Source organism: Stappia sp. 28M-7, from assembly GCF_014252955.1.
Lineage (GTDB): Bacteria > Pseudomonadota > Alphaproteobacteria > Rhizobiales > Stappiaceae > Stappia.
Map to the genome: position 1 here is coordinate 1,547,676 of NZ_JACMIA010000001.1, position 11,586 is coordinate 1,559,261.

General features: G+C 64.5%; 16 protein-coding genes. 3 read left to right on the plus strand and 13 right to left on the minus strand.

Annotated elements, in window-relative coordinates:
- From H7H34_RS06845 to H7H34_RS06905, 13 genes are all read right to left on the minus strand, one after another.
- Positions 1-225 carry a hypothetical protein gene (locus H7H34_RS06845; protein ID WP_185924695.1) on the minus strand — a complete coding sequence of 75 codons (225 nt, stop codon included), beginning with the start codon at positions 223-225 and terminating at the stop codon, positions 1-3.
- Positions 222-524 carry a hypothetical protein gene (locus tag H7H34_RS06850; protein ID WP_185924696.1) on the minus strand — a complete coding sequence of 101 codons (303 nt, stop codon included), beginning with the start codon at positions 522-524 and terminating at the stop codon, positions 222-224. The genes H7H34_RS06845 and H7H34_RS06850 overlap by 4 nt, the downstream gene beginning before the upstream one ends.
- Complete coding sequence (locus H7H34_RS06855) at positions 521-853, minus strand: hypothetical protein (RefSeq protein ID WP_185924697.1); 333 nt, start codon at positions 851-853, stop codon at positions 521-523. The genes H7H34_RS06850 and H7H34_RS06855 overlap by 4 nt, the downstream gene beginning before the upstream one ends.
- On the minus strand, positions 853-1,500 hold the full coding sequence (locus H7H34_RS06860) for a DUF3164 family protein (protein ID WP_185924698.1): 648 nt from the start codon (positions 1,498-1,500) through the stop codon (positions 853-855). The genes H7H34_RS06855 and H7H34_RS06860 overlap by 1 nt, the downstream gene beginning before the upstream one ends.
- Entirely contained in the window at positions 1,497-1,901 is a 405-nt protein-coding gene (locus tag H7H34_RS06865; RefSeq protein WP_185924699.1) for a hypothetical protein, read from the minus strand. The genes H7H34_RS06860 and H7H34_RS06865 overlap by 4 nt, the downstream gene beginning before the upstream one ends.
- Entirely contained in the window at positions 1,898-2,167 is a 270-nt protein-coding gene (locus H7H34_RS06870; RefSeq protein ID WP_185924700.1) for a hypothetical protein, read from the minus strand. Before H7H34_RS06870 ends, H7H34_RS06865 begins: the two co-directional genes overlap by 4 nt.
- Positions 2,167-2,541 (minus strand): helix-turn-helix domain-containing protein, encoded by a 375-nt coding sequence (locus tag H7H34_RS06875; RefSeq protein WP_185924701.1) that lies wholly within the window; start codon positions 2,539-2,541, stop codon positions 2,167-2,169. Before H7H34_RS06875 ends, H7H34_RS06870 begins: the two co-directional genes overlap by 1 nt.
- Positions 2,538-3,179 (minus strand): hypothetical protein, encoded by a 642-nt coding sequence (locus H7H34_RS06880; protein WP_185924702.1) that lies wholly within the window; start codon positions 3,177-3,179, stop codon positions 2,538-2,540. The genes H7H34_RS06875 and H7H34_RS06880 overlap by 4 nt, the downstream gene beginning before the upstream one ends.
- The gene (locus H7H34_RS06885) at positions 3,179-3,937 is read right to left on the minus strand and encodes an AAA family ATPase (protein ID WP_185924703.1); all 759 of its coding nucleotides are present in this window, start codon (positions 3,935-3,937) and stop codon (positions 3,179-3,181) included. Before H7H34_RS06885 ends, H7H34_RS06880 begins: the two co-directional genes overlap by 1 nt.
- A 63-nt stretch (positions 3,938-4,000) precedes the next feature.
- Complete coding sequence (locus H7H34_RS06890; RefSeq protein WP_209006167.1) at positions 4,001-6,232, minus strand: DDE-type integrase/transposase/recombinase; 2,232 nt, start codon at positions 6,230-6,232, stop codon at positions 4,001-4,003.
- Positions 6,233-6,235: 3 nt separating this feature from the next.
- Entirely contained in the window at positions 6,236-6,691 is a 456-nt protein-coding gene (locus tag H7H34_RS06895) for a hypothetical protein (protein ID WP_185924704.1), read from the minus strand.
- Positions 6,691-7,554: a ParB/RepB/Spo0J family partition protein gene (locus tag H7H34_RS06900; protein WP_185924705.1), complete on the minus strand. Its 864-nt coding sequence runs from the start codon at positions 7,552-7,554 to the stop codon at positions 6,691-6,693. The genes H7H34_RS06895 and H7H34_RS06900 overlap by 1 nt, the downstream gene beginning before the upstream one ends.
- 151 nt (positions 7,555-7,705) lie before the next feature.
- A complete protein-coding gene (locus H7H34_RS06905) occupies positions 7,706-8,005 on the minus strand; it encodes a helix-turn-helix domain-containing protein (protein WP_185924706.1) in 300 nt (99 codons plus the stop codon).
- 137 nt (positions 8,006-8,142) lie between these two features.
- Between H7H34_RS06905 and H7H34_RS06910 the strand changes: the two genes are divergently transcribed.
- The 3 genes from H7H34_RS06910 to H7H34_RS06920 all read left to right on the plus strand — a co-directional run bounded on the left by H7H34_RS06910 (position 8,143) and on the right by H7H34_RS06920 (position 11,298).
- Positions 8,143-8,652, plus strand: a complete 510-nt coding sequence (locus tag H7H34_RS06910; RefSeq protein WP_185924707.1) for an XRE family transcriptional regulator — start codon at positions 8,143-8,145, stop codon at positions 8,650-8,652.
- Positions 8,653-8,766: 114 nt separating this feature from the next.
- Positions 8,767-9,138: a hypothetical protein gene (locus tag H7H34_RS06915; RefSeq protein ID WP_185924708.1), complete on the plus strand. Its 372-nt coding sequence runs from the start codon at positions 8,767-8,769 to the stop codon at positions 9,136-9,138.
- 735 nt (positions 9,139-9,873) lie between these two features.
- Positions 9,874-11,298, plus strand: coding sequence for a globin-coupled sensor protein (locus tag H7H34_RS06920; protein ID WP_120269057.1), 1,425 nt, complete (start codon positions 9,874-9,876; stop codon positions 11,296-11,298).
- Positions 11,299-11,586: the final 288 nt, after the last annotated feature.

Genomic DNA, 11,586 nt, shown 5'->3' on the forward strand with positions numbered 1-11,586 from the left:
CTAGCCCTCCTGATTGCAGATCGGGCACGGGATGCCGCGCCGGACCTCACTGTCCTGCATGTCGAACAGCCAGCCGGTGGAATGGCCGCAGCGCGAGCACTCGAAAAGCCCGCCTTTGGCCGTGCGCCAACCCGGCATGAGAGCGGGTGCGTGCCCCGCATCGGCCGCATGCATCATCACGCGGCGCCGCGTCTTCGGACGCTCCCCGAACAGGTCCGGGGTCATGTCAGCACCCATCTGCCGGCCACGAGGTCGGTAAGCCAGCCGGGGCCGGCCAGCTCGGGCGTCCATTTGAGCTGGGCGGGCGTGCCGATCATCGCCTCGATCTCGCGGATGAGGTCGAGCAGCCGCGTTAGCGTCTCCACCCAAGTCAGATCGCAGGTGCGGGGCACCGGCACGCGGTTTGAGGCGGGGCCGGTCAGATCGCAGGCGGTCAACACGTCGGAGCGGAGCACTTCCCGCAGTTCGATGAGCGACCGTTCCAGCAGATCTTCCGGCCTCGCGAAGTTGGTGCAGTTGGTCATGACTGCCCCCCTGCGTCGACATCCGGCCGCAGATCGTCGATGTGCACTCCGCAGCGCTGGCACACCTTCGGATTACCGGCTGCGGCTACGTGGCCGGCACACTCGTTATCGGCCTGCGCGATCCTCCTGCGGGCGGCGCGCAGCCAGCTCTCTTTCGCTGCCTCCCGTCCCATCGTGGCGGTGCCGGCGATGCCGGCGAGCCGCATTTCGTAGGCTCCGGCTCTGTAATCGAACCGTGCTCCATGGACTGTGCCGAGTGTTTCGGGGGTGGAGCGCTCCACGATGGGCAACCACGCGCAGAGCGCCCCGATCTTGTCGCGAATTGCCATCAAGACGCCCTCGCCAGATCGATGGTGACCGGCTGCCAAGGGGCATCGACCGAGGCTCGCTCATAGAAGCGCAGATAGGTCTTAGATCCGATCACGCGCATTGCCTCGCGGATCGCATCCATGGCGCGCCGCCACCGCTCATCCGCGATGTCGAGCCGCAGCAACATGAAGATTTCCGTCTTGTTGATGCAGCCGGCCTTATCGGTGTTGAACGCTCGCGTCACGATGGCGCGGATTTCCGGTCGGCTGTCCGCCGACCACTCGTTCAGGCATTCGTCGATAAGGGCCTTCGCAATTTGCAGCTCCGGGCCAAAGTCGATGAAGTCGGCCACCTTGACCTCGATCTTCATCGTGCCGTCGAAGCTGAGCAGCGTCTTGTTGCCTTTCCGACCACCAAGCGTGGCGCCGTATTCCTGGGCCAGAAGCGCGTCGAGAGATCCGATGTCCTCGAAGGTGTGCCCGCGAAAGCGGCTGATCTGAGCGCTGAGCGCGCGCGCGTGTCCCATGACCTTGCGGACCAGCTCGTCCTGCAGCTTGTCGGTCGGCTTCACCAGATCAAGCGGGACGAGCGAGCCCTTCGTATCGGTCATGTAGCGCTTGCCGTTGACGTCCAGGACGCCGTCCTCGGTTGCGGTGATCTCGGTCATTGAATGCCTCCATGGCGTTGGTCGAGTGCGGAGCGGCCCGGTGCCGGGTCGCCCATGAGATTGCTGGTGGGATCGGGTTGGCTGGTCAGCAGGTGGTCGAGTAGCGGGCTCACCCGCCAGCGCCGACCGAACGGGGCCTGCGGCGCCTTGGGAGCGGTAGCGGGCGCCGGCTGCGGCCGCTCGGCCGCCTCACTTCGCAGCGCCTCGCGCTGCCGCAGCTCGACATCAATGGCGACGATCAGCCGGCTGATGGACCGGACGAGGTCAGGCCGGCTCGTGCCTCCGCTGAGCAGCCGAGCCGCGACCTCCGCCGCCGCAACCGAGGCCGGTGTGTCCACGCCGGACCCGTCGAAGACTGCCGCGAGGATCTCGTCGACCAGGTCGTGCAGGGCCTCGCTCATGCCGCCGACCCTCCGCCATCGGGAGCCGCCGGCACCGGACGCGGCACCACCGGCAACCTCTCAACCTTGCCGGATGCGATGTCAGCTTCGGTGATCATGGCGGGGCCGGCGATGCTGGCCGCCTCCATGCTCCGGGCAAGCCGGACGGCGTCCCGAAGCATGAAGCGCATGACCCCCGTCATCGCGGGTTGCAACACAAGGGAGCCGTCAGATTTGGCGTTGGCGCCAATCCAGTTGAGCAGCGTTTCGAGATCGTTGGACAGCATCAGCAGCCTCCCTTCAGCCGAGAGTGAGGGCACCCGCTGCGGCAGGCGTGGAACATCCGGACGCGGTGCGCGCTGGTCGGGGCGTACGGCTTGCCCTGCCAGTCGAGGCAAAGGTCCCGGCTGAGATCGCCGATGACGGGGCAATCGACGGTCAGCCCCATCAAAGCGCCGCGCACGCGTTCTTCGATCCGGGCGAGATCGCCCAGGTATCGAGAATTGATCACTTGGCTGACCGTGGGCTGGCTGTAGCCGATGCGCTTGGCCGCGCCGGCCAGTCCCTCACGGTCTGCCAGTGCTGCCAGCTCCCGCACCCAATCGGGCAAGGACTCCCCCCAGGCGGCGCCCGCCTTGGCGATCATGGCGACGGGTGTCATGACGTGACCTCCTCGGCCACTACCTCGGCCGGGCCGTGGAGAGCATCGGTGTTGGGGTCGTAGACCACATGCGTGCGCAGCAGCTTCGGCGCCAGCGGACCGCTCGCCATCGAGGGCTTGAGCCGCCACTTCGCGCGGTGCGGGCCGACGCTCTCCTGCAGGACGGTCAGATATCCGGCGGCGGCGAGGTGCTTGATGTAGCTTTGAGCGGTCGGCACCGGCACCGAAACTTCGTCGGTGGAGGCGAAGGCTGCCAATTCCCGCAAGGTGAACCCGTCGCGCAGCAGATTGCGCATCGTGTTCCACATGAGCTGATTGGCGCGGACCGGCACACGCGAACCGTCCCGACGCAACCGGGGCGCCTCCTGGTGGCGTTGGACGAGACGGTAGATCCGGCGGCCCCGCCGCCGTCCGCGGGCGGGTTCGCTTCCCGCATCTGCGAGAATGCCCGCCAGTGTGAGCCGGCGCAGATAGTCGGTAATACCGTAATCGGCCGGATCGCAGCAGCGCTGGTCTACATCGTGGTGCGTGAACGTGTCGCCATTGCGCGTAAGGTCGAGGATGACGGACCACACGTGGTCGATGCCGCGCAGCACCGGCCGACCGTTGATCGTCTTGAGCTTGAGGATCGCCGACATCAGCCGCGCCCTCCCGCCCGCCGGATGGGTGTCTCGCCGGTGAAGATCCGCCCCTCGTAGTCGGCGCGGGATACGGCACCTTTGCCGCGATTGCGCGCCCAGGCATGGATTTCGTGCAGCGTCGTGGCGATGCGGCGGGCACGGCCGGCCGTCTTAGCGCGGATATCTTCGAGCAGGTCGTCACCGATCTCGACCTGCGGGCACAGGATGCGGGCCAGTTCCGCCGTGTCTTCGAGGTCGCAGGGCTGCGCCAGCTGCCAGTCGAGCACCCGGTTGTGCACCCGCTCGAAGGCTTCGAGCTTGCGTGGCAGCAGCTCCTCGCCGATCAGAACGACGGGCACCTGGGTCGTTTCGTGGATGTCGCGGACGTATTCGATCATCTTGCCATCCACGAGCTTGTCGGCCTCGTCGATGATCAAGGGGCGGTTGGGTGCATCTCCCAGCCGGCGGATGATCTCGTCCATCATCTGCGCCACGGTGCCGCGCGGCCGGGGCTGCCCCGCCTCCTGCAGGATGGCTTCGCAGAGCGGCTTTGCCCGCCAGTAGTGGCGCACCTCGACGTAGATTGCGGCGGTCTTGTTCATGGCGTACTGCGCGGCCACCGACTTTCCGTACCCGCTGTCACCGCTGAAAACGCCGATCCCCGGCAGTCCCACCATGCGCGAGCGCAGCGCCTCGATCATCATCATCAGGGTTGCAACGTTCTTCAGCGGCGCGATGGACCCGCCCGTCTTGACCGTGTGCTCGTTTGCCGTCATGTTTCTGTCCTTCGTAATTGCTTGGGGCTCCGGTTCGCCGGGGCTCCTTTTTTTTGGGCGGGCCTAGCCGCCGAAATCCTCGTGCAGGGCCTGCAGGGCGCGGTATTCCGGCCCGGACCTGTAGCCCCCGAGCCACATCGCATCCTCTGTACTGATGGCCTCGCCGGCCTCGACACGCGCCATCAGGTCTTGCGCCCGGCGAAACCGGAGCTGCGGCGTTTCCTGGCGACGGATGGGGGTGACAGCCGGAGCAGCGGCGGCGGGTGCCGCCATCTCCTTGCGCATTTCGTCGAGCAGCTCCGCAGCGCGCTTCGGCTGCACGGGCGCTTCCTTGGGAGCGACAGCGTCGAGGGCGGCGGCGATGGCCGGCGTCGAGTGTTCCACTTCGCGCTTGGGCAGCGGAACGACGTTGGCGCTCTCGCGGGCAAGGGCGTCGGCCTTCTCCCGGTAGAGCCGCAGCGTCCGCTCGATCCCCGACGGCCCCTTCCTGATGCCCCGCAGTTCGGCTTTCGCTTCCCGCTCGCGGTCGGCGAGCAGCTGCCGAGCAACTTCCTTCTCGGCCTGCACGAATGCCGGTCGGTTGATGTCCCGCAGTTCGGGGCAAATGGCAGTGTCGAGAAACTGCCCATCCGATGCTGAGAAGACGTAGACCTTGCCCATGTCGATGGGATCGAGGCGGACGATCACGTCGGTGCCGGGCAGAATGCGGCCGGACAGGTAGTATTGGTGATCGATCCTGATCCCCTGGGCAGTCATCCGGCGGCGACCGTCCTTGCCGGCGAGCGGCATCAGCAGGACATCGAGGGCGCGCTCGTCCACACGGGCAATCGGCGCATTCGAGGTGGCGGCCGCCTGAGCCGGTGTCAGCCCCTTCAAAGCGCCCTTGAAGCCGCCGTGAGGCCGCGCGTGATAGTAGACCTCAAGCCACTCGTCGACATGCGCCTGCACTTCTGCGGCCGATAGCTCGACCCCGAACAGTTCGGCGTCGTCTGTCCCCAGGCGCTGCCCGAACGCCTTGCGCTCTTCGATGGCTTTGCGCTCGGCCACGTCGTGCCCGACATAGCCGGGCAGCTGCGTTGCGAAGTTGTGCTGAAACGTCTTGATGACGCGCTCGACATGCGCCTTTTCGGTCGGGCTGTATGCGGCCGAAACGTCGACATCGATGTCGAGGTCATCGAACAGCTGGACGGTGGCGCGAGCCTTGAAGTCGGAGCCGTTGTCCGTTTTGACCGTCTTGGGCACGCCCCATGCAATGAGTGCTTTGCGGATCAGCAGGCCGACCGCCGAGGCGCGCGGTGTCTTCGACAGGGTGATGACCACCCGCCGCGTGGCGATGTCGATGCAGGCATACATCGAGTGCCGGCCGTCGATGCACAGGACGTCGACCGGTGACGCATCGATCTGCCAGAGCTGGTTCGGCTCCCTGACCCAGCGATAGGCACCCGTTCCGCGCAGCGCCATGGTCGACCGGTACCGGTCGGGGTTGGTGTTCTTGGTGATCACGACCTTTTCGGCCGCGCGCAACTCTTTGATGAAATGCTGGAATGTCCGCACCGGCGGAAGCGGTTTGATCTCGCCGTGCCGATCCGTGATCTCGGCGCCGAACTCATCCTCGCAATAGTCCCGGATTGTCTCTGCCGACAAAGCCGGGTTCTGGATGATCCATGCCAGCACGAAGGCCCGCATTCGGCCGCCCTCGGCCGTGGCCAGCAGCCCCTTGCCCTTGCGCGCCTGGGCGGGATCGTGTCCGAGCGCGGCGCTCCCGGCGCTCGTCAGCTGCGAGCGCCACCGCATCAGCGTGCGGGCCGAGACATGCTTGACCACCCCCGCCGCCCATTCGGGCAGCGGCACGCGGCCGGCGTTGTACATGTCGGCAAACAGGCTGTCGGTACCGAGGGCGCCAAGGTCGAGCATCTGCCGGAAGCGATCCGCCAGGCGCAGGATGTACACCCGCGCGTCCCGTGTGAGGCGTGCCCTGTCGGTGAGGTGCTCTCCGCCCAGCGGGCGGGCGTCGCCGCCACCCTTGACCGTCAGCGCCGGGCCGATCTGGCGCGACAGATACCCAAGGCGCACGTCGAGCGGCAGGAGGTCGAGGTGGTATCGGGTGATTGTGCCGCCCCGTCCGGTCTCGGTTCTCACCAGCGCGTGGTGTCGGTGCCACCCTTCGCGCTCAATCATTCGGTCAATGCTTCGACGGTCGACCGGGAGACCGGGTAGATCGCCAGATGATGAGGCTTCGGCCAACTCGCGTGCCGTGAACCACAGCTGGATCTGGGTCGGGCTGTGCGCGTTCATCGCTCAGATCGCTCCCCATTTGGCCTTCTCAGCGGCCTTGAATCTCTGGATTTTTGCCTCGGCTTCTTCAGCCAGATGCACGTTGATGAGCGCGCTGTAGCGGGTATCGACGACCACTTTTCCGAAGCGCCCGGCCACGAAGCCGAGAAGGTCTGTGCAGCCGGTCACTTCGATCAGCGCGATGAACCGCTCTAGCGTGATGCGATGTGCTTCCGCGCCTTCCGACGCGTAATTCGCAAGCATGTTTTCCGAGACCGCATAGCCAAGCTCTGCGGTCATCGCGGCAGCGATCTCAGGCCGCGAAAGGGACGATGACTTGAGGGCGAGCGCGACGGCCTGGCTGATTTGCGAGGCCAGCCGCGAACCGCGAATGGCGCCGGGCTCAAACCCGGCGGCCACCTTCGGCGGTTCCCAGGAGAACAGGTCCCCCGTCAGGTCGTCTTTGCGCGCCTTCACCATCAGAGCGCACCTTCCTCTTTCAGCATGTCGAGGATCTCGGCTTGATGGGCGCGCACGAAGGCGCGGCGCTGCCGAACGGGAAACCGCCGCCAGCTGTCCGAAAAGGACCGGAACGCCTTCTCGGCCGGGTCTTCGGGCTTGCGTCCTTCGATCATGGCGACCGCGCCGGCCACCGAACCCGCCATCGGCGGCTCGCTGAGCACGTGATCCAGAACGGCGGGACGCATCTCCTCGGGCAGATCGGCCAACGCCATCAGTTCGCTTTGGCTGTCGGCGAGTTTGGTGAGCGCCACTCGCTCGCGGGTGTACCCGTCAAGCGACGCGATCTTGAGGCATCGCCAGACCGTGACCTTGCTGAGGCCAAGCGCCCGTTGCGCCGCCTCGCCGAAAGACGCTGCGAACCGCTCGGCGGCAGCAGCCACCGGGTCGGCGACGATCAAAGTTTCATCGTGAAACTTTGATGCCGCCCGCCGGTTTCCGCCGCGCTTCACCGCGCCCTGGGCCTGTTCGTAGATCTCGCGCCAGGCGGCCACATCCAGCGCCCTGTCCAGCGCCGAGAGCTCCCGGCGCATCAGGTTCTCGGCGATCTCCGCAAGCCGCAAGGCGGCCTCGTCGGCGAACGCATCCGCCGGCTTCACGTCGGCCCGGACACTTTTCCACTTGAGCAGCTTCGCCGCGCCGAGCCGGTGGGCTCCCGCGATCAGCCGGAAACGCTTACCCGCCTCGACCACGAGGATCGGGATGCGAAGCCCTTGGCCGTCGATATCGGCGGCAAGCGCGGCCACCCAATCCGGGTCGACCTTACGCCGGCCGGCGGGCACGTCGATCTGTGCGAGCGGGATCTCGCGCGGAGCGTCGCTCACCCCATCCTCCAGACCAGCACGAGATCCGATGCGGCTTCCACGAAGAAGAGGAAGGCGGCGACCGAGAAGGACAGGACGGCGAGAGCCATCACGTCCTGGGCGTCTGAAAAGGTGTCAAGGATGACGCGAAGCGCTGACAGAACCGGGCGCATTACGCGGCCACCCTGTCAGAGCTTCCGGGGGTTTTCTGACTCGCCTTGCTCGGACGCTCTCTGCTATCAAAGATCCGATTGGCAGTGATGGGATAGCGGTCGGGCCACACCACCTCCACGGGATCCCCGAGAAAGTCGGCGATCAGTTTTTCGTTGGGGCGATTCCAGCGGGTCCAAACAGTTCGGAAGGTGTTCGGGTTTCGACCGTTTTCAATCGCAAACTCGGTGAGCTTGACGCCCCTGCGTCGAAACTCGGCGAGGATCGAATGCCTGTCCCACTTGGGCTGGGCTTTCGCCATGGCTGCTACTCCTACTGAAAGCGGGTGTTGGCGCACCCGCTTTTTGTTGACGGTGTGTCATCAATTGCGGGTCGCCGAAGCGGGCCGCTAACAATAGGTATAGCGATTCGTCGCCATGTAGCAAGCGAGATATCGCTATGCTTGGCTGCGTTCGCTCGTGCGCGATGGATACAATTGGCGAACGCGTAAAAGAGGCCGCACAGGTCGTTGGCGGGCTTAATGCACTCGCCAAGATCATTGAGATTCCCAGGCGGACAGTCGGTGACCAGATCAGCGGCAAGTATGAGGTGAAGCTGTCGTTTATTGTCGCCGTAGCCAGGGCGACCGGCTATTCGGTCGCTTGGCTTGCAACCGGTGAAGGCGAGAAACTGGGCGAGCCGAATGATGCTGCCGCAACTATCGACGCGGCAGTCTTTCGCCAGGTCGGCCGGCTTGTGGCGAGGGTGCACCAGGAAGAGGGCGTGAGGCTGCCCCCGGACGCCGCGCTGGATGAGCAAGCGGATGCCTATAACGCCCTGATAACGCGTGCTGAGGACCCTGCCGATCCGGCAGAGCTAGAGGCGCTCTTGCCTTGGCTGGAGGCGCGGTTGCGGAAGAAGCTGCAGACAGCGGCGGCTGAGCCGGGCACTGGTAAACGTCCGGCTTGATGGTAGTGCAGACTACAGGTTGATCCCCATAGTCTCTTCTATCTATTTCAGAAATTGCAATCGTCGTACAAATACGATCACTGGTAGCAGTGGAATTCTGGGGTGGAACAAATGATGAAACGCGCTGCGTTGGTTCTTATGCTGATGGCGGGTGGCTGTCAGACGCCATCAAAGCCGATGGAGGTTCTCACGCCTCACAAGCTAAGTGCCGCGGAGACTACCGCGATCCATGACGGCGTTAGAAGAGTTCTGAAAGATCCGGAGTCCGCCCGCTTTGGAACAATCGTTGCGGGCGCCAACGCGGACGGGGTTGTCACGGCATGCGGCTGGGTCAATGCCAAAAACAGCTTCGGCGGCTACACCGGCGAAAAGCCCTTCCTTGGCATCCTGACTGATGGGGGCTTTGTCACCGCTGCAGTGGGCGGTGACAGCACCGATGTGGCTGTTACGATGACGATGTGCAGCCGGTCGGGCCTGATGCTTTAAGCCGAAATTGAAACGCCCCACTTTCTGAACTAGGCCTGCAGCCTGAGTGGGCTAGGAATTGGCAGTTTTCTGCGCTGTTGAGCGAAGTGGGGCGGGGCGTTGCAGTTGCCATTCCTGCGCCCCACTTTCGAAGGGCCGACTGGCAGATCTCTGCCATTCTCAGCGTGGCGGCGTCGACATCGCCAAGCCTTCTCGTCTCGAATTGCCAAGCGGTCTTGCGCGGCCGATCCGGTCGGGAGCACACGGCGCACCGCCGCCCGACCCCGTCAAACCCCGCACAACTCCTTGAGTTTCCATGGGGGTTCGGTATGTTTCCGGTGGTTCACGGGTCTCCCCGGATCTCCCCGTCAATTGTCAACTGGTCTTGCGGGTTACACCTCTTGCGGGAATTGCGGCGGTTGCGGAGGCTGATGCAAAATTTCGGGTTTTTGAGACCGGATTTTGCAAAATCCTTCTCGAATTTCTGTCGGTTGTATCGCGCGGGACGCTGCGTTCATTGCAAGTCAATTTTCGCGTATCCGGATTTTCTTCCGTAGAGATACGTGAAATTTCGGATGACGAACCTGGTCATGATGATTCGTTTTTGCGAAACGTCTTTAGATGTGTCGGGAAAACTTCCAATCACCCAAAGTAGTATCCGTATTTATTCGGTGAAATTAGTGCTCTGTAAACTGAATCGAGTCATCCTTTTTAACGCGTCGGGGGTTTTTTGGCGTGAAATCGAAAGGATGACCCATGTCGGGAGCGGCAAGCAGGTATTCGGGAACGCGCCTGGAGTTCGCACGGATAGATGAAGCAACCAGGAAGACCTTGCGGGACCTTTGGACCGTGGTCGAGCCGAACCTGGATGGTATTCTTGCCGGATTCTACAAGCATCTCGTAATGGAGCCCTCGCTCAGGGAGCTCCTGGGAAATCGTCAGGCGGCCCTGGAGTCTGCTCAGAAGACGCACTGGCAGCGCCTGTTCAGTGCGAAATTCGACGAAGACTACGAAAGCAGTATCAACCGGATCGGCCGCGCGCATAGCCGCATCGGCCTAGAGCCGCGCTGGTACATCGCCGGATATCAGTTTGTTCTCAACGAGTTGACCGCCGTGGTGCTGAAGCGGCACCGCTTCTCGGTCACCAAGGCGCAGGGCGCTTTGCAGGCGCTCAACAAGGCCGTCCTGCTGGATCTCGACTACGCCATCTCCACCTATCAGCAGATCCTGATGGAAGAGCAGGAGGCGCGCACCCGCTGTCTGTCCGAGGCGATCGACCGCTTCAAGGACAAGGTCGAGGCCTCGCTGGCCACCGTCGACAAGGCGGCCGACACGATGCAGAAGCGCGCCGACACGCTGTCGTCGGTCGCCGGCGCTGCGTCCCATGAGGCCATTTCCGCCTCTGCCGCATCCGAGCAGACTTCCACCAGCGTCCAGACGGTCGCCTCGGCGGCCGAGGAACTGGCCAGTTCCATCGAAGAGATCGCCCGGCAGGTCACCGGTGCGTCCGATGTCGCGCGTCGCGCGAACGTGGTCACCGACAGCGCCTCGCGCGAGGTCGGCCTGCTCTCGGTCACGGCCCAGAAGATCGGCGACGTCATCGGCCTGATCCAGGCGATTGCCGAACAGACCAACCTGCTGGCGCTCAATGCCACCATCGAGGCGGCCCGGGCCGGTGATGCGGGGCGGGGCTTTGCCATCGTCGCGCAGGAAGTCAAGAATCTCGCTGGCCAGACCTCCAGGGCGACGGAAGACATCGCTCAGCAGATCGCCGAGATACAGAGTGCGACGACGCGGGCGGTCGACACGATCAGCTCCATCGCCTCGACCGTCGGCGAGATCGACACGCTGACGGCGACGATTGCCGCTGCGATCGAGGAGCAGGGCGCGGCGACCCGCGAGATCTCGATGAACGTTCAGCACGCGGCCCAGGGCACGGTCACCTTGACCCGCAATGTGACCGGCGTGACCGCGGCCATCGACAAGACGGAAGATGCCGCGCGCGACTTCCTGGTCGTCTCTGGAGACCTGCGCGGCCAGTCCGACCAGATCTCCGGGCAGATCCGCGATTTCTTCAGCGAAATCCGCCAGACGACCGAAAGCGGTGCCGCCAAGGGCAAGCACACGGCAGCATCGGGGGCGGGCTCCGGCCGGGCGGCCGATACACGCCGCTACGCCTAATCGGCCCGGCCTGCGGGGCGCCAGATCGGCACAGGGGCAGGGCGCCCCTGTCGCCGAGGGAGGCAAACCGCACTCGAACGGATTGGCAAGCAGACCTGTTGAAACGAAGGTGCCCGCCCGTCCTCGGGCAGGCGCGAACGGCTTCGATTGCGACGAAACCGACCGTCCGTGGACAGGCGCGAACGGCTTCGATTGAGACGAAACCGACCGTCCGTGGACAGGCGCGAACGGCCCCGACTGAAACGAAACCGCCCGTTCGCGTGCAGGCGCGAACGGGCGGGAACGTTT